Below are 21,913 nucleotides of genomic sequence, written 5' to 3'. Positions count from 1 at the left end.
TGATATTGGGATGACATGGTGCGAAGCGCGCGGCTACATGCCAACCGTCGTGACCATGACGGAACGGGTAGAGAGATCGGCGTTCGCTCTCGTCATCTTGGTGATCATGATTGCAACGGTGGATCGGTGGTGGAGGACTCAGCGGTAAGAAAAGGTGGGCAAAAAAAGGTGGCCGGTACCAAATAACTGCAACGGTACCGGCCACCTTTTCTTCGCCGGCCACCTTTTCTTCGCCACCTTTTCTTCGCTCAAAGAGCTCGAACAAATCCGATGATCGATTCGTCGAGGCAGTCCCCTCGGACAATCCACTTGGGTAGAATCGATCGCACGTCGTCGCGAACTCGAATCCACCCTCCGCCCCCGCGGAAGGCCCAAGAAAAAACAACCGGTTCCGAGCGAAGAGCCCTGAAACCTTTATTCGCCCGCTGCTGATCCTTGCTTTGCCGCTGCACGGCAGCGTGCGACCGTCTTTTATAATGGAAACGTCGACGAAGAGACTGCATCATGCGACTATTCTCCATCTGCCCACGTATTAAAAAACGCGGATGTTGCATTGTCGCCAAGACGGCTTGGCGGCTGCGGATCTTGCTCCTAGGTCTGGCCATACGAGAGGTCGAGGTTGACCCTCAATCAGAAAAAATTCATCTTAACTCGCGATACTTTTGGGTTCTTAAGCGACATCACGCCTTTCCGTATGGCGACATCGAGGCGATTACGTATGGTTATCAGGACAATGCTTTGGGCGGATCGTGGAGCGCTCACGACAGTTCCGATTGGTTCAGCGTAGGCTTGAGACTCATTGGCGGAAAGCAGGTTCACCTGTTTCACTTCATTGGCGATGGGACGTTCACGAACAACAGCATGTTCCCCGATTGGATGCACCGGGGGGAACGCCTCTTCGACCTAGAAGGAAGCCAAGAGCGAGAGTCGAAAGCCTTCGTCGAACTACTTTCGACAATGGTCCGAGTCGAAGTCATTCCGTCAAACTGAGCGACGCGACCCGATTTGGGAACGAAAAGGACAGCGTGGCCTCATGTCGATCGCTGAGTGTGGAACCGCTTGCGGGTGAACGCAGGTTCGATGGGCTTTCATTGGATGGTGGGCAACAAGGTGTCAGACAACTTGCTTTGCTCATACCCCTGTTTTCCGTAGAGTCAAACTTGATGTCTAACTCTTTTTGGTACATACCGCCGAAGGCATGCAAACCGCTGCGTTTTATTTCGGCGATCTTTTTGTTTCTGGGCGTCATGACTCTGATCACGGGCGAGTTTTCCTACCGGGGCGGCATCCCCGCGACCGGGGCTGAAGCGGTTGGCATCGGCGTTGCGTTCTTGATCTGCAGTTTCGCGATCGGTAGCATCACCTTCTTCATCCGGACAAGGTAACATCCTTCAGACCGATCAGCTAATCCGAATGCTTTACAGTCCAATTCTGCTAATTTGTTTTCTCATCGTATCCCTTGGCCTTGTAGGTTGCGGTTCGTCGCCCACCTCTGCCGATTTAGCTGCCGAGCAATATCTCGACGTCGTGGTGGAGTCGCGGAAGCGGATGGACGAATTCAATGCACAGCGTACCAACGTGGATGGCGAACTCAGCGAGGCCGAACAGGCAAGGATCCCGGAGATTGTGTCACCGATTCGGTCTGCCTATTCCAAGTTTTCCACCGAGGTCGCCAAATTATCAGCTGCCGAACGCGAGGCCTTCAAGAAGAAGTGGCAACCCCGATTCGACGCGGTCGAGGTCTCGATGCGATGAACCGTAGATGAAGAAAAAGTGCCAGGACGAAGTAAAGGTGGCACGAGTCTTCTACGGTCACAGCAGCTTTTTCAATGTGACACCGGACGGCTCGCGCCGTTCCGATAGCAAAGCAGGGCCATTTGCTCCACCAACCACACGAAACAAATCCACCCACCACTTTCGTGTCCTTCGTGTATTTCGTGGTCAAACACCGCACCCACCATCACTCCCGCGTCGTCACCCGGCGGCTCTCCCACGACTCTACCATCCCTTTTCTCACTGGGGCGTTGGTGATGGGTACGATTCTCTTGAAGCGGTGGCGGCAGATCGTGCAGACGCAGTACTGGGTTCGGGTGCCGATCTTTTCTTGCACGCGGGTGGTTTCGACTCGCATCGTGCCTTCGTGACATTTTGGGCACGCGGTTGACGGGGTTTCTTGGCTCACAACGATTTCCTCCGGACGAACCGCTTGCTGGATGTCGACGACGGACGCCGAACGAATCTTTTCTTCGATTGATTTGGCTTGCCGCCCGATTCGCGGTTTCGGTTGAGCTGCTCGGCTGTTCGACGTTGGCGTTGATGTCGATCCGCCTCTGACTCAGGCAGCTGTCGCGGACGGTGCTTCGGTATCCGTGCCCAGTTGCCATTGGTGAGGACTTCCGCGGCACAACGGCCGTATCGGAACACGTCTCGCATGTCGTTGGGCACGAGCGTGTCGATGTGCTCCCAAATGCCCTTCTCTTTGTTGAGCTTCTCGTTGAGCAACTGATCGAACAAATCTTGATCTTCGATCAGGCATTGAGGCAGCATCATCGACATGTCGTCACCGGGGACACGATTGACCATCACGTTGTCCATCCACTCTTGGAACACGGTCGTGTTGATCATGATGAGGTGGATGCCGGGGACGATGTTCCGCTTCGCTTTCTTGCCGATCTCGTTGTCGGCATCGATCGCGAGTTTGCGGAAGAACCGCAGGTTCATGCTGCCGTGGTTTCCACCCATCGACGGGTACACGTGAGGGCCGGCCTCGTCGTTGACCGAGCGGCAGAAGTTGATGATCTCATCTTTCCGGTTACCGTCCCGGCTGTCGATCAACGTCATGCGTGCTCGCATGTCCGAACCACCATCGAGCGCCTCGTACGGCCGCTGGATCCACTCCCGGACCTGGTCCCACGTGTCGACGGTGCCGTGGCGGATCAAACAACCGCGTTGACGGTTGTCCCATCCGAACGTTGCGCAGACAAAGTGATCGACTTGCACGTCCACCGCACACGTTAGGAAGTAGCAACCCTCGGGGACCTGGCCGAGCTCCCAATCGCCGACGCACAACCGTTTGGCGAGTTGCTCCCACTCCATCTCGACTTTCAACGGCACCCACGCCTCGCCCTCCCAGTCGTTGGCGAACGATTGCCCGGACAGGCTGAGTGATTCGATATACGCACGAGCGTAATCGGCGAACGTGAACGTCCACCCGTACATTCGCGACAAGTTGAACGATCGCTCCCGGATCCCATTGGCCGGCTTGCCGACGAGTTCTCCGTTCTTGTCGACGCGTTGCCCAGTACCGCACCACACGCCCTTTTGAATCATCGATCGACGCTGCGTCTCGTCGATGTTCTTGTGGCATGATTCGCAAACGTAGTGAGCGGTCTGGTACGCCTTCTCCGGACTAATGGCCTCCTCGGGGCCTCCGTCCCACATCAACCCGCCATCCTTACGCTCGCCGGTTGTGTTCCGCCGCAAACGTTGGTGATGATTGCAGTGCGGGCACGGCACATGAAAATACTCGTTGGACGCACGCTCCACGAACTTCGTGATCCGGCATGCCCCTTTGATCGTCGGTGTCGATTCACCGAGAAACTTGCGGTCGGGGATTTCGCTACCGCGGGCGAGAGCGAGCTCGATCGAGTCGGATTCGCTCTTCTGCTCGCGCACCCATTTGGACACCTCGAGGAGGTTGACGTACTTGGGGTCGATGTCGCCGAGCGTGGTGGGCGATCCGGACCACGCGCCGTAGGTGATGAAGGTTCGCGTCGAGACCTTGTGCGAATTCTGCCGGTGTTTGGGTGGGCACAGGTCCGCGAGTGCCGGCGTCTTCGCCATCATGCCGTAGAACCGGTCTCCGATCGTCTTCTCGAGTAGTCGCTGCGTCGAGGCACCAATCATGCCCGTATTGGGATCGTGCCTCTGGGCGCAAGCGTGGCAGCCGAGAGAGACTTCGGTCTTTCCGAGCCGGGATCCCATCTTGACCCAAATGTTCCGAGTCCGGGGATCGTCCCATGCTTCGCAGATGCCTTTCGTCCACGGGAACTGCACGGGATTGAACGGGGCACCCTTGTGCGAGTGCATGTTCTCGCACAACCACTCGAACGTGTTGACCGGCTCGGGAGGCAACCATGCATCGTGCGTGGTCTCGGCGAGCGTGAGCGTGCCACCGATATCAGAAAGGTCGATCGAGTTATTGAACTCGATCGGATCGGACATCGGCGACGGGAGTAGGTTGGCGCTCATAGTTCACGGATCCCCGCGAGGTTCTTGCTCTTGGCGTTCATCGACCGCAGCCACATCTCGAGATGCTTGGCGATCAGGTCGCGAACTTCGACGCGTTGGTCTTCGGGGAACCCGGCCGCGATCTCTTCGGGGATCCGCAGCAGTTGACGACGGCCGCCCGCGATCAATTGGGTGAAGAACTGATCCACCGCATCGAGGTCTACGAGGTTCGCGGCTTGTTTGCGGAGTTCGAGTTCGATTTTTTTGGCCTTCCATTCCGCCTCTTCGGCGAGGGCTTCTTCCTTCCGCAATCGCGCCATCGCCATGCGGACGGAGAATTCGGATTCGTCTTTCGGCTGAGTCTTGACGTTTTCGATTCGCCACTGCTGGATCGCGGTGACGTTGTATCCCTTGGTCGTCTTCTTCGGTGCGCCCTTGGCCAAGTACTCTTTGATCGTGCGTTGATTCAGGCCGAGCGCATTGGCGACGTCCTGAACCGTGGCGACATAAACCGGATCGGTGGTTTCGCTCTCGGATGTTTTGTCTTGGCTGGCAATCCGTGATACCTCTACTCCGCAGTCACGTCGGTGATGTCATCCGGATCGGTATCCGAGGCAACGACTCGGAACGTGGCGTCACGTTTGATCGTCCAGTATTTGTTCGCGGCGTACTCGATTCGGTACAACAAATTGAACGTGCCGGCGGCCCACGTTTCCGTGAGCGAGGCCGGCGGAGCGAACATCGCGTATTGCGATCCGGGATCACCTACGATGTCGGCCGCGATCGCAAACAAGGCTTCCGTTTCGCTCGAGTAGACCGACAACACCAACCGGAATGCCGACAAGTCTTCGTTTGGATCCTCGAGACCGCTGGTGTCGAGGTTGACGCGGACGGGATGGGCGATGTAGTCGTCACCACGCACGAACTCGAGATCATCGCCCGTGATCTGAACGCTCTGTTGCACGTCGATGCGCAGCGACGACAGCAGTTCAGCGACACGCGTGGCAATCGTCTCACCGCTCGGCACTTCATCGCGTGACACCTGCATCGCCGTCAACCAGTCATAGCGATACTTGGTTTGCGACGGTGCCTTGATTCGGATTCGCGTGACGCTGCCGTGATTGATGCCGGCGTCCGGAAACCCGAGTTCGTAGAAACCGTCGCCGCCGGTGTCTTCGACCCATCCACCCTCGGTGTGCTCGCCGATCGTCCCCGCCTCCAATTCGATCAACGTCCAAGAGTCCTCTCCGACCATCTTGTATTCGACCACCAACCCCGCACTCTCGTCTGTGAGACCAAGGACAGGCGCGTTGGCATCGTTGAGAACACGAACGGGCAAGATGACTGACGAAGCACCTTGGGTGACGGGTAAGGGCATTTGGGAGATGGGGAGTGGGGGAGTGTGGGAGTGGGGGAGTATGGGAGTGGGGGAGTGTGGGAGTCAGGGAGTGGGGGAGTCAGGGAGTCAGGGAGTCAGGGAGTCAGGGAGTGGGGGAGTATGGGAGACGGGGAGTACGTCATCACTTCACCCTCCCTCTGGGAGGGTCGAGCGGAGCGAGGGGAGGGCCGGGACCTGGGCCGGTGTGGAATCCAACGCTGAACCCTCCCCGGCCCGAAGCGGGCCGACCCTCCCGGAGGGAGGGTGAAGTTTCTCCTACGCGTTCCCCGCTGTCAGAGTGAAGGCGGTGACGTTGAATTCCTGCCCCGACGCGAGCACGGTGTTGTCGAGCTCCATGTCGCCGCCGCCTCCGGTCGCCGTGATGGTTCCTTGGCCCTTTTGCGTTGTTCCGTCAGAGGCGTAGATCCGGAAGTGACCTGCGGTGCCCGCCGCATCGGCGGACAGATCCTGCCATGTTCCCGCGAGTGCCTTGGATCCGCCCGAGGCGTCGGCGAGCCAGTCTGCGGGAAGCGTGAGGGTCGCGAGCACGGTGCCCGAATCGCTGTCGGTGATGTTGGTCGGCGCGGCACCGCTGCGGATCTTGAGTACCGCATCGGTTCCGATCGAGGTCTCGATCGCGTCGAGCAATGCGTTACGGACGGCAACGGCCAGTTTGAATGTCATGTTTGCTCCTAGACAAAGATTTCGGTTGTAAAAAGTTCACCGGGGAAAAGGTCGTTTGGAAACAGCACGTCGTCACCGGTCAGCGATGACACCGCCGCGACGATCGTGGCCGAGATGTCATCGAGAACGATGGTTGCATCGGCACCCACAATGTTGGCTCCACTCGAGTCCATCGTCACATCGTCGAGAACGACCGAGATGCGATTGTTCGATGGCACATCGATCGACAACGCAATGTCATCGAGAACAATCGTGGACGTCGCACTGACGCTTGTTTGAGATCCACTCGAGAGCGTGACGTCGTCGAGAACGATGGTTGACTCAGCGATCAATATTGATTCGCCGGCCGTCGCCAGGCTCACGTCATCGAGCGTGATCGAGGCAACGCTGGCGACGCTCGAGTCACCGCTGCCGACCATCGACACATCATCAAGGGCGATCGTTGACGCGGCACCCACAATCAATTCGGCATCGACGCTCATCGACACGTCATCGAGAATGATCGTCGAGGTGGAGTGCACAACCAAATCGGCGACGGCGGTCATCGTCACGTCATCGAGGGTGATGAACGACGACGCACGCGCAACGGACAATTGAGTGCCCTGGGAATCCATGGCCACGTCGTCGAGCACGATCGTGGATTCACTCGAGACGCGTGACGCTCCCGATGCGGCCATCGATACGTCATCGAGCACGATCCCGACGTCCCCCGAGACAACCGACACCGCATCTGCGGACATCGTGACGTCATCGAGCGTGATCGTCGCGACGACGGACTCGACGATCACGCCGTCCCAACCAGGCGGGTTGTCTGCGATTTCGGCGATCACCGAGTCGTCGAGTTCGACTCTGAAAATCATCAGGTCTTCTACCGCCCCGTAGATGCGGTAGGTCGACGATCCGCCGCTTCCGCTGTACGCGCCCATCACCGGGGCAGCCCCATCACTGACGTCAATCGAACCGATGCTGCCATTGGTGCCGCTCGATTCATAAGTACCGTTGATAAAGACTCGGGTTTCATTCGCAGAACCATCCCACGTGAATGCGATGTGATACCACGTGTCAGCCGAAATCGTTGTCGCACTGTCGACTTGAACAATGTTCAAGGATGAATCACTCATGTGGATCCGGATCTTGCCGGAGTAAGTGAAAACACCAATCGAGTTGTTTCCGGACCGATTCGAATAGATCCATTGGGTGCCCGCCCCCGCTGTGTCCGATCGGAACCAGCAGGAGAACGAGAAGTCTTTTGTTCCGGGGGAGTAGTGCTCCGAAGCGAACGAGACATAGTCGTTGGAGTCGTTGAATGCGTACGCCTTCGTTCCGCCGTGCGTCACGTCCGCTTCGGTGCCCATGCCTCCTTGGAAGGAACCATGGGAAATCCCAAAGGAATCGGTGATGTTGTCAGTGAGGGTTGCACAGTATCGGTGGGTGAGGCCGTGCAGTCCCCATGTGTGGTCATAGTTTCGGCGTGACGCCAGGGCCTGGATGTCCCACTTATCGAGCACCCGGTCGAACTGACAGCAGTCGTCCATCCGGTTCGGGGCATACCGAAGGAACGTGCCAACTTGTTGACTCGTATGTTCGAAACCGCCAAAGGAGATCATGTCTCCGTCCGTGTTGGGGACGAAGTATGCGGTGTGAACCGATGCCCCGTTCACGTAGGCGGTCATGTCGTTGCCCGATCGAGTCAGCGCGATGTGGTGCCAGCCATCGTTGGCGAACGTGTAGCTCGAAACCGACCACGCTTTGCTCGAGTTCAGCAACAGCAGCTTTCTGCCTGCCGTTTCGTAGTCGGTGGATCCGATCCCAATTGAGAAACCGCTAATCTCGTCGTTCGCCTCTTGCGAATTGTTCTTGATCCAAGAGCCTTTCTGGTTGCCGGAATTGATTTTGACCCATGCGGCAAGGGTCCAGTTCGAATCCTGGTCGATCGTGTACGCTTTGATCCGATCGTCCACGCCGTCCATGTCGAACGCACTCACCCCGTTTTCACCCGTGTCGGCCGCGACCGTCAAACCTCCCTGGTAGGTGCCGTCGTGCGCGTGGGTGCTTAAGTCATCGTTGCCCGTTGGGCCGCGGAACAAGCAGACCTCGTCGCCGAGTCCAAAGGGGCTAGGCTCCGGCGGTGTGCCGGTGGTGAGGGTCAACGTCGGTGCAACGTTGTTGTCTTTGAGGTAGTCATACCCGTACCAATCGGGATGGTTGTCCCAGATAATATTGATGCCGCCGCTGTCAATCTTTCCTTCTTCGATCGCGATCTTGATCGCGTCGGTCAGATCGACGTTGACGACTGCCGTGGATCCTTGGGTGACGGTGTAGTCGCGGCCGAATCCCATGTAATCGTCTTCGATTCCTTTCGGGAGAAGGAGATCGAAATTGCCAGACGGGGTCAGGTCGATGGAGTTGAACGCCGTGGTTCCGTCATGCGGACCGATAATGGTGTCGGCCCCGTACCCTTGATTGTCTGCGTTGACCGTCAGGGCGAGAATGACGCTGAGGATGTACTCTTCTTCATACCCGGCGGGCAAGATAAAGCGGTACGCGCAGCGAACGACGTCGTAGTTGTAGAGGTCTTCATAGCCTGCCCACATCTCTCCCGTCGTCTTGTACGACGACGAGTTCGGGTCATACCAACGTTTCGAATCGAGCGTCAGAACGGTTGTGGTCATCGTCGTGCGTCCTTAGGTTGAGCGACTAGCTGTGAGCCTCGGGTGGACGGTTACCGCTAGAAACGAAGGTCGAGGACGTAGCGAAAGTCGCCGAGACTTTCGGTGATCCGCAGTGCCCCACACTTCACCCTCCCTCTGGGAGGGTCGAGCGAAGCGAGGGGAGGGCCGCGCATCGATTCAGCACTCGCCCTCCCCGGCCCGAAACGGACCGACCCTCCCAGAGGGAGGGTGAAGCAACTAGCAACTAGCTTCTAGCCGCTAGCTTCTTCCCCTTCCTCATCCCACAACAACTCAACCGCCTTCGCGGTCACCTCCGCCATCCAAACCTCATTCGCACGACGTTCGTATTCCATCGCGATCGCTGTCGATTCTTCTTCAATTTGCTGGCGTCGATGGCTCACCGATCGCATCGGCACAGCCATCGAATTCACGTCGACAACGCGTTTCGGTTTTGGCGGGATCAACAACACCACGACAAACACGACCACCGCGACCGCGGCTACAGATAACAACAACATGTTCACGCTCCTCGGCGAATCAGAACAACGATCAACCCGACGACCGCGATCGCGATCACAACGCCGGCGACGAGCCGGAGCATCAACTCGTCGAGCACTGGTTTGGCCGCATCCACCGCACCATCGAACAACCGATCTCGGATGCGATCCCCCGGCCGCCAAGCGTCCGCCGGCGGTTCATTGGGGCAATAGCCATCGGGGCAGTCCTCCGCCTCGAGCTGCATGACCGGCGTGATGGCGTCGTCCCACGAATAGCCACTCGTTTTCACCAGCCCCGTCCGCACCGCCGACTTCGCTTGCTGGTACAACCCGAACGCCGCCTTCATGTCCGCGAACAACTCCGCCGGAGAGTTCGGAATCATGTTCCGACCCGCCGCGTGCACGTGACCTCCGGTCGAGTCTTGGAACAGCACTACCGGGAACTGCTCCGGGGGCACGATCGACGCGAATCGCGATTTGTAGAGCGGGTTGGTTTGCGTGTAAGTTTGAAACTCACACCGCTGTCTTAGCGTTCGCAATCCAGGATCCGTATCGAACCAATGGACCAATTGACGACTCCGCGAATCGTTCGTCACGAACAACGCGATCTCAAATCCCTTGCGAGGCTGGGGCGGTGCCGCGTTGGTCAGAATCGACGCCGGCTGAGGATGAACCATTGGCCTGACAACCGTCGGTGCCGGCACGGCCGCAGGCTGCACCGGATGCACGACACGCGGAGGTGTCACGTTGTTGGGAACGACACGATTGGGAACAATACGACTCGGCCCAACCACCACGCTCGGCCCGACCCAACGCCGGGTGACAGTGCCTGTGTCACACGGACCGCAATTCGAAACGAACTGTTGCTTGAGTTCGCCTTGAGCTTGGTAGTTCACCGCCGGCGGTTCGGCTAATCTTTCGATCGTATTGCCGCGTTGCGGGGAGTGCGACGGATCGGGAACCTGCCACGACGGCGTTTCGGCGGGGCCCGTGGTGCGTTCACGCACGACCGTTTGCGTGGCGACAAGTGCCGCGACATGCAGGATCGCGATCAAGAACAATCCGACACTCAGCCGGACGCGTACTTCGGGTGTGGTCATAGGATCGGCTCGTAACTGCGATAGGTGAGTGAGGACGCTGGAGGGTGCAGCACGGTCAGGGCGAACCCGCCGTAGCCTGCCCACAAGCGGATGAATTGTTGACGCGGAGTCAGCTCGAAACGGCCCGGGTAGTTGTTATCCAGGATCGCCGCGTACTGGCGTCCATCCCGTTCGACCCATCCCATGAACGTGCAGCAATGTGACGGTTTCCACCACAAGATCGCGCCACGCCGGGTCATCGAGGCCCAATCCAGGAACCGCGGATCCGCCTTCAACGTGAAGCTGTAGTCGACACCGGCGGCATCAAGCCGATCCCGCAACCTCGAGTCCCACTCCCCGTCGCTGTAGGTCGCCCGCCACCGGCGGGCGAGAACATCCTGGTTCAACCAACGCAGGTGATTGACGATCGAAGCGTGCACGCAGCTGCCTTGCCGCTTCGGCCCCGTCCAATTGCGTTGATGCAATGACGGAGGCAAGTTCGCGGGCGGCAACTCCGCCGCCGGCGCGGGCAACGCTCGCACACGAACCGGTGCCGGTTCGCAGCCGATCGAGAACACGAACAGCAACGCGAGCGAGACACCCAACAACGGGGCCACACATCTTTGACGCACGACGCGAAATCGGCTTTGCGAATGGATCACACGACACCCGCCACGGATGGAGAGAAGAGACTCAAATCAACTGATGATTGAATCGTTGGCGAGCGAACCGGGTGCGTCAATTCAAACTAAGGGCGTCTGTGCGAAGGTTGCGAAAGTACCGTTTCGTCCGCAAGGTTTTTGGCCGCGTCGCCTTCATCGGCCGCATCATCGCAAGGTGGAACAAAGTCTTCGAACGAATCGAGATACCGCTCTATCTCCTCTTCGCGCACCACGAGACGCCCGCTATCCGGATCCACCTTCGCCTTCAGCGACCCGCGCAGAATCATCTTCCGCACCGTCGTCCGCGACTTCCCAATCCGCACCCCCGCATCCGTCAAATTCAAAACCAAAGCATTCTCCCATAGTCGCCCAATTGCTCCGCAATTTGATCCCCACCTCTCCCCACCTCTCCCTATCTCCCATCATCCCCAACACCCACAAAAAAACCTCCCCCACCGCCACGCCCCCATGACCAAACGTGTCCCACGATTTGCGATCCTCCCCCGTGGCCGTTCCACAGTCGCCCATTTGCTCCGCAAATGGCTTCCCACCCCAACTCCATTTGCATAGTCGCCCATTTGCTCCGCAAATGGCTTCCCCCCCAAATCCATTTGCGGAGCAAATGGCCGACAAACCCCAAGCTCCCACCCATGAACCGAGGAAGAGGATCCCGCCGCCGACTCACCTCCGACGACATCACCGCGTTGATGGAAGAGACACGGCAACAAATCGCCAGGAACCTCAACATTTCCCCCGACCGAATCCGCTACGGCCCGCTAGAGAACAACCGCCCCGGCCGCCTCAACACGCAAGGCGACCACTGGCAAATCCACTACCGCGGCGAATGGAAAGAACTCCCTTGGCACCACGACGGCCCCCTGCAAGTAACCCGGGAACACGTAAGAAAGTGGCACAGCAGCACCCAGGGGTAAACCGACCCACCCCCATGTTGCAAACGCCACCAAAAACACTCAGAATGAGCACCGCCAGCCGAGTTGCTTTAGTGGATACACAGTCGGTTGAGCGGCCTACTGATTCTCACCGGTGCACCGGGGCAAACACCCCAAGGCCACTTATTCTCACCGGTGCGAACGGTGAAAAACAAGTTATCCGACAAGAATCCATGACGACAATCCTCAAAATCGACGCTAGCGCCCGTGGTGAGCGTTCGCTTACGCGGCGCCTCTCTTCGCATTTCGTGCGAAACTGGTTGAAACACCGTCCGGAAGACGTGGTCGTCGAACGCGACGTTGGCAGAGACGCGCCTCCTCCCGTGACCGAAGAATGGATTGCCTGCGCTTTCACACCTCCTTCCGACCGATCAGAAGAGCAGGCAAAAGTGCTTACGCTTTCGGATGTCCTGATTGCAGAGCTTGCGGCTGCTGACATCATTTTGCTTGGTACGCCGATGTATAATTATGGCATGCCTTCTTCGCTGAAAGCCTGGTTCGACCAAGTCATTCGCATCAACAAGACCTTCTCGTTCGATCTTGATCGCGGAGACTTTCCGCTCAAGCCGATTCTATCCGACAAGACGCTCGTCATCCTTACTTCATCGGGTGAATTCGGATTCGACAGTGGAGGAGTACGGGAACACATGAATCACTTGGTGCCTCACATAAAGACTTGTTCTTTCTATCTTGGCGTTAATGGGGACGACTACATTCACCACATCGGGATTGAATATCAAGAGTTTGGCGATGACCGCCATCGTAGATCCATTGACGAAGCACAAGATGGCGTCGCTACTCTCATCGAAAAGCTAGTCACAGCCATGTAGCGGTTCGATACTCCAAAATGTCGGATAACAACGAAATGCACGCGAGTTGCGGATCGCGCATTTTCTGATGGTGAAGTCACTTGGCCGCAACCGCGTGATTTCAAACGTTATTCGACGGAGTCGTGAATTGCCTAACGTTGCTCTGCTGGCTTCACAATGTCATCTCGATATCTGCTTCGGAACACAAAAAGGTGTCGGACACCTTTCCCCTTCCCAACAACAACTCCCTGGTTGCCACGTGGTGTCTCAGTTTCTCAATTGAACTACCTACGCTTGGGCTCCGACAACTGTTGTTTGGCGGACGCTGCAATCCAAGCCATGGGAGCCCGCAAGTGTTCGCAACTCACCTAGACTGTGCCTCGCCTCTTCAAGGGAGTGACCCGTAATATCAACCTGCATGCGACGGAGATCGAAAATGTGGCTGTTCTCAACTCCGTTAATATCAACTACCGCAGCCATGAACTCTACCACTGCAGCGTCAGGCAGCTTTTGCATATCGATAGTACATTCGAACCATTTTGCGTTTTCCGCTGGCACTACGCTGTGCCCATGGAATATTGCTCTGCCGAGTTGAACCACTATATCGTTTTTCCTATTTGAACTATTCGAGCCAAGGCGTCTTACGAGTTCCAACAGTTCGTCTATTTTGTCTTGTTCCGTGCGTTCTGGAGGGCTCTCTTCCTCTTCTGGTTTTGGTGGCACCTCGCTTAGTTTAGTTTCAAGTTTGCTCCACCAAATTTCAAATGCGTCTCGTAACCGATCTGCTCCAAGCCTACTTGCTTCTGGTAATTCGGCGTTGATGGTTTGGACTAATGCAAACGTCTCTTTCTTCGTGGACCTCGTGTGTTGAAATTGGCCCAAGGGCGGTGCGATGTCTGAAGGTTCTAAATCGTAGAGGTACGTGCAGACATATGCTGACGTGAGCTTAGAGAGAGCCCCCGCCTCAAAGAGGATCCAAGGTGCCGTCAAGTTTTCATTCGTGAGACAGATTACCCCGACCACCGCCTCTTCGAGTTCTTTGGTGATTTGGACGTTTCCGCGTGCACCTTTCAGGATGTCTTGCGACGAGATAAATGGTCGCACAGGTTGGAGTACGTTCGGCAGCCAATCCCGTAGGGCGGTCGCAATATGATGACTTCGTTTACCTGACCAACTAACAAATACTTTCACTGCTATTTCTCTCCGCTGAACAAATTATTGCTATTGCTCGAATTCATGACACTGATTCTAGTTGACGGAAGCGTCAACGTCGCCGTGTCGTTCCGTCCTCAGCACCGGTTCTAAATTCCCCAGGGACATCGGAGGCGTGTCACCGACGCCTAGCCGCCTGGAACCCGAAAAGGTGTCGAACCCGAAAAGGTGTCGGACACCTTTTCCCGGACACCTTTTCCCTCGCCCAGCACATCTTCCATGTTTGGCAACGCGGGCTCGCTTTGGTACACTTTCCGTAGCTCAAGCATCGTCCGCTTCGTTTTGGGCGGTGTTTTTAAAACCTTCCGTTGTCCGCTCGAATTTTCCCAAGATCACCACCCATATCCCGAATTGCACGTGAACAACCTGTCAACGAAGCTTTCTTGATGCGTATGTTACTCGCGATCCATGCTGCATTAATCCTGCTTGCTTCAACTGCTTTCACCGCTTTCACGGCACTGCTCGGGGGCCACTCTCTACAGTGGTCATTCTACAGCTACTCGTTTCGTTCCGGTTTTGGACCGCCCTATGTTTCGGACTACTCGACAGCAGTAGTACTAACCTACCTCGTTGCGTTTGCATTCGGCGCTATCGGTTTTACGCTGGCATATCGCAACGGTCGTGTTCGCACCGGCATACTCGGCGTCATCCTTTCCGTGATCGGCTTGCTGTCATTTGCCGTGGAATTGTCACACGTGTTCGTGGATCACCACCGATCATGGATCGTCATTGCCCCGATGGCCATGCTGGCATTGGCATTGATCGCTTGCCTGCCTCAACGTGATGCAATCCCTCACGACTTCAATGCCGTTTCAACATAAGACCGGCGGACAATATGGTTTTTACGCTGAGGCTGTTCGGGCACACCTTGGCTCTTTGGCAACGGGCCATGGCCTTGGTACAATCTCCAGTAATTAAGGTATCGAACCCGAAAAGGGTCGGTCACCTTTCCCCTTAATCCCGACCAGGCCTCGTGTTTCTAGAACGTCCCCGTTGTCGTTGCCGTTCCGATTCATTCGTCGTTCGAACCTGCGGTTGGTCCTGCAACAACATGTTTTGCAAATACGGAGCTATCGCTGGAGAGACCGAGATGACGCTAGTGACAGGCTCGTTTTCTTTTGCTGCTTGATCGCGAGCTGCCACGACAGATTTAATCTGTTCAAAGATTTGGTCGTTGCAGGCGACTAGCAATGCATTGGCATTCTCATCGACCGCGACCGTCAATTGGATCCCGGACGGACGTAGGCCTGGGGCATTGACCGGTGTCGCCGAAACGACACTAACCTCGTCATTATCATCGCGGTCATCATCACGATCTCGGTCCCGACTAGATCTTCGCACCGCATTGGGGTCAACCAACAAGTCCTTGAACAGTTCGCGAACTAGGCCCGCGATTGTGGTCGCATCGGCGTATTGCAATTCGATTGTGCGAGGTAGGCGATCGCGAAGCGAAGCAGGCAGGTCAGTGGTGTCGAGGAAGCGAATCAGTTCCGCAGCACGATCAACTTGATCCGATGGACCGCTGATAAAAAGTGCATTCGTTCGTGCGTCTGGAACGATTCGCATTGTAGTAGGAATGCCTGAATCGAGTTCGTACTCCGGCCCAACCCCTAAATAGGTTTCGGTGAAATTGTTGGCTCGCAGGAGGTCGACCAACGTTTGAGCGGTCACATCGGCGGGCGCGGCCCGGAGGTAGAAAACGTTCCATTGTTTTCGGGAAGGCAGTTGCTTGATCAGGTCACGAATGATGGACTCAATTTCATCCAACGCCGTCTCATCGTCTGAATACATCAGAATGTCGTCGCCCTCGATTTCAATCGTGATTGGGTTTCTCGAGTACTGGTCCGACACAAAACGTTGCGACTGCATGGGCGATTCCGCGACTTGAAAGCGTGTGAACGACGTCGGCAGAATGTTTGCGTCTGTCTGAATGTCGGCGATCACCGACGCCAAGTCGCTTTCGCTCGAACGACTCTTCGCTTCCATTCGGTGGTCCGATGGCGCAAAGGCTTCGCGGTTGTTGAATCGAGGACGATGGTGCATCGTATCGGAATTGCGTTGATCTGATCGATCTCTACGGATGATGCTGGGTTGCTGATCACCGTCGATGGTTGCGTCGGGCGTGATTACACGAACGCTGTCGCCATACTGAGAGTCATCCTGGAGCAACTCCTTTACAAAGCTCGCGATGCGTTTCGCTCTATTTTTGTCACCAACTCGAAGGCGCCGGACCGGACCACCGCCGGTCATTGAGTGCTTGACGGCGTCGGGACCTTCGCCGAGCGACGCCAGTGCCTTGCGGATTTCGCCGAGCTGTGCCGATGTGCCGCGGACGACGATCGATCGAGTCCGCAATCCTGGCGAGATAGACGGTCGGTCGTCGCGGTCTTCGTTCGAAAACAACTGTTCTAGCATCCCTGTAATTTCAGCGGGATTGGAACGAGTAAGCGAGATGACCTCGACACCATCGCCAATGCCACCGGAATCAATTGTGTTGATCAGTGTTTCGACTTCGCGGTGCTCTTCCTCTGTGGCAAAAATATGGATGGAGTTGTTGCGTCCGTCCTCGTTGATCACGACGCCGGGGATGACGGACTCAATGGTTTCGGCGACGTCGTCTTCATCCGCATTGTCCACGGTGTAAACGCGAAGCACCGGCCCCCCCATGGCGAAGAGGGTGTCGGGCGACTTCACCGAGGGCACATCGATCGACTCGAGCATCTGTTCGATCAGTTCGACTCCCGCGGGGGTCGCGGTGACCAAGAGGCTGTTGGTGTGCCGCAATGAAGACACCTTCATGTTCATTGCCAAGTTTGCAACCAGAGGATTCGGCGAACTGTCTTCTCGTTCCTCGTTGTCGTCCCGCCCACGCGATCGGCGATCATACTCGCGTTGTCTGCGCATCATGGACGCTTGAAAGGGGTTCTGTCCGAGACCGATGAGAGATTGGATCTGACGCTCAGCTTCTCCGACTGCGATGTGCCGAAGTGGGAATGAACGGAAAGTAAGTTTCTCGTCGGACGGTGGGGCTACGGAACGACGTATCAACTCGACGGCCGTTCGAAGACTGTTACCGAAACCTTGCAGAACGATCGAATCCGATGAGTCGACAGGTAACGCGACCCCCTTCGCACCAAGGATGCCTCGCAATTGCTCGGCTACCGGCCCCAATTCGAATCCGGAAAGCGGAACGGCAATTCGCAGTAGTTCGTTTTCGCCACGCTCGGCCAGCTCTTCCAAACTGATCGTAGGGACCATGTTTGCGAGGTTGGGGTCATCCGTCGCGATCGAAACCAGGAATTGGTCACGTCGCAAGAGAACAACCCCGCGTGGAAGCAGATACCCGTTGAGAATATCGATCGCCTCTCGGACCGTGTGAGATTCATTGTCGACATAGTTAAATGTGCCATCGGGAACATTTGTCATGTCCAATGCCAGTCCAGCCTCATCGGCAAACCAGCGCAACACGTCTGGCCATGCCGCTTCACTGAATTGGAACTTCAAACTGCCCGATTCTGAACTGCTGGCCGTCGCGATAGGAGCGTTTGTCTGCTCAACTTCACTAACTGTCTGCTGCGCAGCAACGTCGTGGCATAGCACGACGAGGAGAAGAATCGACAAAAATGACGTCATCCACTGCTCAGTACGGATGAAATGTTGTTCTCCACGCTCGAGTGCGTCGTTATTCATCAGGAAAATTCTATTGGTGCTCAGGTAACACACTGCACAAATCAACAGTCGCGCAATTACTTTGATATGACAATTGTGAGCGGTCGATGAACTCTGTGCCGCTGCACTGACCATTGTATAGAGGGTTCAAGGCGACGCACGACCTTAAAAGAATTCCGTCGCTTTTTTTCACTACGACGCGACGACTGCAGCCATAAAAGGTGACACACAGTTCTTTGCTGCATAAGCGAGAAAGGCGTTCTGGCCCGTGTGCCTTAAAAGCGTCGGTCTCAATAGAAAACCAAACACCCTTTTAGTCACAACGGGCGCAGAAATCGCCAAAACAGTTGGCAGTGTTCGCTTCCGAAATGCCCCACGTTTGCAGCAAACGTTTCTCAAAAGCACTGCCAAATGCTTGCCCTAAAGGTATTATCGCACACAGATGACGTGGAGCTTGATCGCACGCTCAAGAAGCAACCTGATCGATCTCCAAATATTTGCAACTAGTGCCCATACAGGGAAAATTGCGAAGATTGAGCAATGCAACACATGCATCTCGCGCAAAATGGAATGATGACCTAGAAATTGCAGAGAAAGAGTCCGGCTTGTTTCCACTCCAAGGCTATGGAGTACTGATACTACTCGGCTAGCTATCCACTCCTTCCGGCATCAACACGTCACTCGCATCACGCTTTTCTGCTGTGATGATTTGATCGAAGGTGAATTTGCGGGGTTCGCCTCGGCCGCAGCAGGTTGCTAGGACGGTGCCGGCGGGTTCGAAGCGGATGGGGCTGATGGTGCGTGTGGTGAGGACGTGCTGCTTGGATCGGTAGGTGATCGTGACGGCCTTGTGATCGGGGTCGGCCATGGCTTCGACGAGGAGGTGTCGAAGTTGTGAGCGGTCCATTCGCTCGGGTTCTTGGTAGCGGAGGATCGGGGCGGTGCCCACGTCGAGCGGACAAGGTTCGAAACCGAGACGTTGGTACCAAGCGGTGAGTTGATTGGTGTCCATGGGCTCGCCGTTGAAGGGAGCGGGGTGCAGGTAGATGGGACGGTCGCCGTGTTCGGTGAGGATGCATCGCATGATCTCGGTGCCGACTCGCTGGCGTCGATGTTCGATCTTGACTTGCAACCGACACACGAACACTCCGTCTCGCCATGGAACCACGTGGGCGAACCCGAGCAGGTCGCCATCGCGGATCGCGTCGACCACGACGACGTTGGATCGGGATTCAATCTTGCATCGATTCATGATGGTCTCCTGGGGACTTGGTTGCTGAAATGACATTGGTGATTGGGGGCGAATGGGGTCGTGCGGTTTGCTTCACCCTCCCTTCGGGAGGGTCGGCCCGCTTCGGGCCGGGGAGGGTGAGTGTTGGGTTTGTGCCCGGCCCTCCCCTCGCTTCGCTCGACCCTCCCGGGGGGAGGGTGAAGTTTTTGGAGAGTTTCATACTGCGGACTTGCTCTCTTTTAATTCCAATCGGTGGAGTGCCTGACGTTCGTCGGGGGTGACGAACTCGTCGAGATTGCGCTCGATCAATCGTCTGGCGGTGACGGCGGCGATGTACCAATCGGGGATCGCTTTGCCGGATCGAGCCGCGTCGGCCGCGACGGACTTGCGGATCGCATGGCTCCGTGTCGCTCGCTCGTTGCGGATATGCTCGGCCGATCGCACTCCGGAGACCGGCCATCCGCCGCTGCGGACGTAGTCGAAGATCGCGCCGCCGGTGAGGCCGGGGGTGTACGCGGCGACGTAGGCGGCGTCGGCGAGCTCGTCGGGTGAGACGCCACACCGCTTGGATTCGTTGATCAACGCTCGAACCCGTTCGACGCCGGCGTCCTTCAATGGTTTGAAAACGGAATCAAAAACTTCCGTCGTCGTCGTCTCGGTTTTCGTTTGGGGTTTCGCGTCGGGTTTGGCTTCGGGTTTGGTTTCGGAGGGTGACGGGGAAACGGGTTCTTGGGCATCTAAGGGAAGGTATAAAGAGAGAACGGTGGGTTGTCCGCCGCGTTGTCCGTCGGTTGTCCGCTCCGCTGTCTCTTGCGTTGTCCGGGTTTTGTCCGCCTGAGTGTCCGCCGCGTTGTCCGCATCTCGGCTCCAGTTCTCGAGCGATTCCTTCCCTTCGATTCCCGCTCGGTTGAGCTCGATCCACAAGTTGGATTCGCGTCGGGTGCGACGTCGCTTGGCTCCATCGGTGATTTCGAATCGGATCAGTCCGTAGGACGCGAGCTCGTGAAGGGCGCGACGGACGATGCGTTTGCGTGACGTGAGGCAGTTGGTTGTCGTGGCGATCGCCTTGTCGCTGGCCAAGTCATCGAGTGACCGCTGCAGTGGTTCCCAGTCGCTGCTGATGCGGGTGATTAACATGGCAACGGACCAGTACGAGGTCCCTTTGGCGAACCCGGTTTCAACGAGCGCACGTTCCATCGCTTCGCAGCGACGGGCGCAGGCGCGACGACGCAGCGCATCGAGGCGGTTGCGTTCGTCGATCTCATCGAGCAGGGGATGGGTGGACTCGTTCATCACAGCCGGCTGGCCCTCCGACTGAGCAAGACACAGAGGATTCGGACGGCGGCTTCTCGCGTCGGTCCGTCGCCGCGGCTGCCGGGAAACGAATCGGGACCGTCGACGTGCCAGGCGATGCCGTCGTGGCACCGGCTGATCGTGGCCCCCACAAACCCGTCGGATGTTTCGATCCGATCGGTCGTCTTGGTGCTGACAAACCGGAACAGGTCACCTCCATACTTGGCGATGATCTGCGCGAGTTCACGGCGTGACTTGTCACTGATGCGACGTGAGCTGGTGATCACTCCCATGGGGGCAGCCTTCGTACGGTTTGGGTGCGGTTGATTAGTTTCGGGGCGGTGGACAGCCAGCGTGTTAAACGCGTTTGAATTTGACCTCGTCGGGATCGGGGAACGTGTTCCAGGGCTGGCGGTCACGGGGGCGGTCGACGGGAACAAGGATCCACTCGTCGTTTTCGTAGTCGTGCTGGGCGATGACGTTCTCGGTCTTGGCGCGGCCCCGACGGGAGAACAAATACATTGCACCGGGGACGAGGCACCGACCGTTGGTGTCGCGTGGTGAGTCGGTGTTGTTGAGTGCGTCGGGCATGTCGTCGGTCTTTTGCAGTTGCATGGTCATTGGGAATTCCTGGTGATTTGGTCGTACATTTCGATGGGCCACCATGTCGCGCATGGCGATCCTTTTTCGTGGCAGTCGCGTTTCTTGCCTCTGAAAATCTCGGGTGCCGCCTTGTCGGCAAGCTCCGAAAGTCGGCGACTGATTCGCCGGTCTGTCTTGTCGCGAACGTTGCCGCTGTTGGCTTCGTCGATCGCGTCGAGTTCGTATGCGGTTCGACCGGGGTTTTGTCGAACGAGCGCTAAGGCATCGAGCAGGTTGCTGCGATGGGCTCCCGATCGAACCAATCGTTCTGCCGCCGCTTCGCTGGTCGCCGGATCCGTGGCACGAACGAGTTGCCCGGATCGCGGTGGCGCGATCGGGTGCGTGGGTGCGGATTCCATCAACGCGAACAACGTGGCTTGCTCGCGGTGGCAACGGTCGCGCCGCGTCATCGCAGTCCTCCAGAGATTCCGGTTGGGACGCCGAAGGCGATTCCGAAGTGAGCCAGTTCCAGGCGTGCGATGACGACATCGTCGGACGTGGTGAAACGACGGGCGCGGAGATACCGCCGATGAATCAGCCACCGGACCTTGGCGGGTGAAACCTTTAACACAACGCTGGCCTGCTCGGCCGAGTAGGTGACGTCCTGCTTCATGACCGCTGCTCCCGCCCCGAGTTGTTCGCGGCCGCATCGATCGCCAACGACGTGCGGGCAGCCTCGGTGTTCGCATCGACTTCCATTTGGGAGTCTTGCTCGTGCCTTGCTCGGCTTTGCAATTCCTCGTGGACTTCTTCGCGATGCACGGGGATGGACCGTGCCGCTTGGATCCCGAGCCGCACTTTGTCGCCGCGGATTTCAATCACGCTCACCACGATCTCGCCGCCGATGACCACTCGCTGGCCACTCTTTCGACTCAACACCAACATTCCAAAACCTCATCCGTAAA

Annotated in this window: 24 protein-coding genes; 6 read left to right on the top strand and 18 right to left on the bottom strand. The window is 57.1% G+C overall.

The window, feature by feature from the left end:
* Window positions 1-504: 504 nt before the first annotated feature.
* From NB063_RS10080 to NB063_RS10070, 3 genes are all read left to right on the top strand, one after another.
* Window positions 505-990 (top strand): hypothetical protein, encoded by a 486-nt coding sequence (locus NB063_RS10080; protein ID WP_250928597.1) that lies wholly within the window; start codon window positions 505-507, stop codon window positions 988-990.
* Window positions 991-1,163: 173 nt separating this feature from the next.
* A complete protein-coding gene (locus NB063_RS10075) occupies window positions 1,164-1,385 on the top strand; it encodes a prominin family protein (protein WP_250928596.1) in 222 nt (73 codons plus the stop codon).
* A 28-nt stretch (window positions 1,386-1,413) separates the two neighbouring features.
* Complete coding sequence (locus tag NB063_RS10070; protein WP_250928595.1) at window positions 1,414-1,755, top strand: YajG family lipoprotein; 342 nt, start codon at window positions 1,414-1,416, stop codon at window positions 1,753-1,755.
* A 423-nt stretch (window positions 1,756-2,178) separates the two neighbouring features.
* Here the strand turns inward: NB063_RS10070 and NB063_RS10065 are convergent, their stop codons facing one another.
* From NB063_RS10065 to NB063_RS10025, 9 genes are all read right to left on the bottom strand, one after another.
* Window positions 2,179-4,251: a terminase gpA endonuclease subunit gene (locus NB063_RS10065; protein WP_250928594.1), complete on the bottom strand. Its 2,073-nt coding sequence runs from the start codon at window positions 4,249-4,251 to the stop codon at window positions 2,179-2,181.
* Entirely contained in the window at window positions 4,248-4,673 is a 426-nt protein-coding gene (locus tag NB063_RS10060) for a hypothetical protein (RefSeq protein ID WP_250928593.1), read from the bottom strand. Before NB063_RS10060 ends, NB063_RS10065 begins: the two co-directional genes overlap by 4 nt.
* A 125-nt stretch (window positions 4,674-4,798) precedes the next feature.
* Window positions 4,799-5,608, bottom strand: a complete 810-nt coding sequence (locus NB063_RS10055; RefSeq protein WP_250928592.1) for a hypothetical protein — start codon at window positions 5,606-5,608, stop codon at window positions 4,799-4,801.
* A gap of 276 nt (window positions 5,609-5,884) precedes the next feature.
* The gene (locus NB063_RS10050; protein ID WP_250928591.1) at window positions 5,885-6,292 is read right to left on the bottom strand and encodes a hypothetical protein; all 408 of its coding nucleotides are present in this window, start codon (window positions 6,290-6,292) and stop codon (window positions 5,885-5,887) included.
* Between the two features lie 8 nt (window positions 6,293-6,300).
* A complete protein-coding gene (locus tag NB063_RS10045; RefSeq protein WP_250928590.1) occupies window positions 6,301-8,964 on the bottom strand; it encodes a LamG domain-containing protein in 2,664 nt (887 codons plus the stop codon).
* Window positions 8,965-9,215: 251 nt separating this feature from the next.
* The gene (locus NB063_RS10040; RefSeq protein ID WP_250928589.1) at window positions 9,216-9,482 is read right to left on the bottom strand and encodes a hypothetical protein; all 267 of its coding nucleotides are present in this window, start codon (window positions 9,480-9,482) and stop codon (window positions 9,216-9,218) included.
* A gap of 2 nt (window positions 9,483-9,484) precedes the next feature.
* Window positions 9,485-10,561 carry a hypothetical protein gene (locus tag NB063_RS10035; protein WP_250928588.1) on the bottom strand — a complete coding sequence of 359 codons (1,077 nt, stop codon included), beginning with the start codon at window positions 10,559-10,561 and terminating at the stop codon, window positions 9,485-9,487.
* On the bottom strand, window positions 10,558-11,172 hold the full coding sequence (locus NB063_RS10030) for a hypothetical protein (protein WP_250928587.1): 615 nt from the start codon (window positions 11,170-11,172) through the stop codon (window positions 10,558-10,560). The genes NB063_RS10035 and NB063_RS10030 overlap by 4 nt, the downstream gene beginning before the upstream one ends.
* Before the next feature lie 116 nt (window positions 11,173-11,288).
* The gene (locus NB063_RS10025) at window positions 11,289-11,552 is read right to left on the bottom strand and encodes a helix-turn-helix transcriptional regulator (RefSeq protein WP_250928586.1); all 264 of its coding nucleotides are present in this window, start codon (window positions 11,550-11,552) and stop codon (window positions 11,289-11,291) included.
* 300 nt (window positions 11,553-11,852) lie between these two features.
* On the opposite strand from NB063_RS10025, the gene NB063_RS10020 reads away from it, so the two are divergent.
* Together NB063_RS10020 and NB063_RS10015 are read left to right on the top strand one after the other, a co-directional pair.
* Complete coding sequence (locus NB063_RS10020) at window positions 11,853-12,134, top strand: hypothetical protein (RefSeq protein ID WP_250928585.1); 282 nt, start codon at window positions 11,853-11,855, stop codon at window positions 12,132-12,134.
* A gap of 44 nt (window positions 12,135-12,178) precedes the next feature.
* Window positions 12,179-12,982, top strand: a complete 804-nt coding sequence (locus NB063_RS10015; RefSeq protein WP_250928584.1) for an FMN-dependent NADH-azoreductase — start codon at window positions 12,179-12,181, stop codon at window positions 12,980-12,982.
* 267 nt (window positions 12,983-13,249) lie between these two features.
* Here NB063_RS10015 and NB063_RS10010 read toward each other — a convergent pair whose 3' ends face one another.
* Window positions 13,250-14,152: a hypothetical protein gene (locus tag NB063_RS10010; RefSeq protein WP_250928583.1), complete on the bottom strand. Its 903-nt coding sequence runs from the start codon at window positions 14,150-14,152 to the stop codon at window positions 13,250-13,252.
* Between the two features lie 407 nt (window positions 14,153-14,559).
* Between NB063_RS10010 and NB063_RS10005 the strand changes: the two genes are divergently transcribed.
* Window positions 14,560-14,994 (top strand): hypothetical protein, encoded by a 435-nt coding sequence (locus NB063_RS10005; protein ID WP_250928582.1) that lies wholly within the window; start codon window positions 14,560-14,562, stop codon window positions 14,992-14,994.
* Between the two features lie 133 nt (window positions 14,995-15,127).
* Here the strand turns inward: NB063_RS10005 and NB063_RS10000 are convergent, their stop codons facing one another.
* The 8 genes from NB063_RS10000 to NB063_RS09965 all read right to left on the bottom strand — a co-directional run bounded on the left by NB063_RS10000 (window position 15,128) and on the right by NB063_RS09965 (window position 21,893).
* Window positions 15,128-17,863 (bottom strand): secretin N-terminal domain-containing protein, encoded by a 2,736-nt coding sequence (locus NB063_RS10000; protein WP_250928581.1) that lies wholly within the window; start codon window positions 17,861-17,863, stop codon window positions 15,128-15,130.
* A 625-nt stretch (window positions 17,864-18,488) separates the two neighbouring features.
* The gene (locus tag NB063_RS09995) at window positions 18,489-19,130 is read right to left on the bottom strand and encodes a GNAT family N-acetyltransferase (protein ID WP_322975103.1); all 642 of its coding nucleotides are present in this window, start codon (window positions 19,128-19,130) and stop codon (window positions 18,489-18,491) included.
* Between the two features lie 159 nt (window positions 19,131-19,289).
* Entirely contained in the window at window positions 19,290-20,366 is a 1,077-nt protein-coding gene (locus NB063_RS09990; RefSeq protein WP_250928579.1) for a hypothetical protein, read from the bottom strand.
* Window positions 20,366-20,659 (bottom strand): hypothetical protein, encoded by a 294-nt coding sequence (locus NB063_RS09985; protein WP_009102800.1) that lies wholly within the window; start codon window positions 20,657-20,659, stop codon window positions 20,366-20,368. The genes NB063_RS09990 and NB063_RS09985 overlap by 1 nt, the downstream gene beginning before the upstream one ends.
* Before the next feature lie 64 nt (window positions 20,660-20,723).
* Complete coding sequence (locus NB063_RS09980; RefSeq protein WP_250928578.1) at window positions 20,724-20,987, bottom strand: hypothetical protein; 264 nt, start codon at window positions 20,985-20,987, stop codon at window positions 20,724-20,726.
* On the bottom strand, window positions 20,984-21,418 hold the full coding sequence (locus NB063_RS09975; protein WP_250928577.1) for a hypothetical protein: 435 nt from the start codon (window positions 21,416-21,418) through the stop codon (window positions 20,984-20,986). The genes NB063_RS09980 and NB063_RS09975 overlap by 4 nt, the downstream gene beginning before the upstream one ends.
* Entirely contained in the window at window positions 21,415-21,621 is a 207-nt protein-coding gene (locus NB063_RS09970) for a hypothetical protein (protein WP_250928576.1), read from the bottom strand. Before NB063_RS09970 ends, NB063_RS09975 begins: the two co-directional genes overlap by 4 nt.
* Window positions 21,618-21,893, bottom strand: a complete 276-nt coding sequence (locus NB063_RS09965; RefSeq protein WP_250928575.1) for a carbon storage regulator — start codon at window positions 21,891-21,893, stop codon at window positions 21,618-21,620. Before NB063_RS09965 ends, NB063_RS09970 begins: the two co-directional genes overlap by 4 nt.
* Window positions 21,894-21,913 lie beyond the last annotated feature (20 nt).

The organism is Aporhodopirellula aestuarii (assembly GCF_023701485.1).
GTDB lineage: Bacteria > Planctomycetota > Planctomycetia > Pirellulales > Pirellulaceae > Rhodopirellula > Rhodopirellula aestuarii.
This window is presented reverse-complemented; position numbering and strand designations above follow the sequence as displayed.

What these genes read in the sequence shown, in the direction of transcription:
- NB063_RS10080 (WP_250928597.1), top strand. Translation starts at nt 505, where the DNA reads ATGCGACTATTCTCCATCTGCCCACGTATTAAAAAACGCGGATGTTGC.
- NB063_RS10075 (WP_250928596.1), top strand. Translation starts at nt 1,164, where the DNA reads ATGTCTAACTCTTTTTGGTACATACCGCCGAAGGCATGCAAACCGCTG.
- NB063_RS10070 (WP_250928595.1), top strand. Translation starts at nt 1,414, where the DNA reads ATGCTTTACAGTCCAATTCTGCTAATTTGTTTTCTCATCGTATCCCTT.
- NB063_RS10065 (WP_250928594.1), bottom strand. Translation starts at nt 4,251, where the DNA reads ATGAGCGCCAACCTACTCCCGTCGCCGATGTCCGATCCGATCGAGTTC.
- NB063_RS10055 (WP_250928592.1), bottom strand. Translation starts at nt 5,608, where the DNA reads ATGCCCTTACCCGTCACCCAAGGTGCTTCGTCAGTCATCTTGCCCGTT.
- NB063_RS10050 (WP_250928591.1), bottom strand. Translation starts at nt 6,292, where the DNA reads ATGACATTCAAACTGGCCGTTGCCGTCCGTAACGCATTGCTCGACGCG.
- NB063_RS10045 (WP_250928590.1), bottom strand. Translation starts at nt 8,964, where the DNA reads ATGACCACAACCGTTCTGACGCTCGATTCGAAACGTTGGTATGACCCG.
- NB063_RS10040 (WP_250928589.1), bottom strand. Translation starts at nt 9,482, where the DNA reads ATGTTGTTGTTATCTGTAGCCGCGGTCGCGGTGGTCGTGTTTGTCGTG.
- NB063_RS10035 (WP_250928588.1), bottom strand. Translation starts at nt 10,561, where the DNA reads ATGACCACACCCGAAGTACGCGTCCGGCTGAGTGTCGGATTGTTCTTG.
- NB063_RS10020 (WP_250928585.1), top strand. Translation starts at nt 11,853, where the DNA reads ATGAACCGAGGAAGAGGATCCCGCCGCCGACTCACCTCCGACGACATC.
- NB063_RS10015 (WP_250928584.1), top strand. Translation starts at nt 12,179, where the DNA reads ATGAGCACCGCCAGCCGAGTTGCTTTAGTGGATACACAGTCGGTTGAG.
- NB063_RS10005 (WP_250928582.1), top strand. Translation starts at nt 14,560, where the DNA reads ATGCGTATGTTACTCGCGATCCATGCTGCATTAATCCTGCTTGCTTCA.
- NB063_RS10000 (WP_250928581.1), bottom strand. Translation starts at nt 17,863, where the DNA reads ATGAATAACGACGCACTCGAGCGTGGAGAACAACATTTCATCCGTACT.
- NB063_RS09995 (WP_322975103.1), bottom strand. Translation starts at nt 19,130, where the DNA reads ATGTCATTTCAGCAACCAAGTCCCCAGGAGACCATCATGAATCGATGC.
- NB063_RS09990 (WP_250928579.1), bottom strand. Translation starts at nt 20,366, where the DNA reads ATGAACGAGTCCACCCATCCCCTGCTCGATGAGATCGACGAACGCAAC.
- NB063_RS09985 (WP_009102800.1), bottom strand. Translation starts at nt 20,659, where the DNA reads ATGGGAGTGATCACCAGCTCACGTCGCATCAGTGACAAGTCACGCCGT.
- NB063_RS09980 (WP_250928578.1), bottom strand. Translation starts at nt 20,987, where the DNA reads ATGACCATGCAACTGCAAAAGACCGACGACATGCCCGACGCACTCAAC.
- NB063_RS09975 (WP_250928577.1), bottom strand. Translation starts at nt 21,418, where the DNA reads ATGACGCGGCGCGACCGTTGCCACCGCGAGCAAGCCACGTTGTTCGCG.
- NB063_RS09970 (WP_250928576.1), bottom strand. Translation starts at nt 21,621, where the DNA reads ATGAAGCAGGACGTCACCTACTCGGCCGAGCAGGCCAGCGTTGTGTTA.
- NB063_RS09965 (WP_250928575.1), bottom strand. Translation starts at nt 21,893, where the DNA reads ATGTTGGTGTTGAGTCGAAAGAGTGGCCAGCGAGTGGTCATCGGCGGC.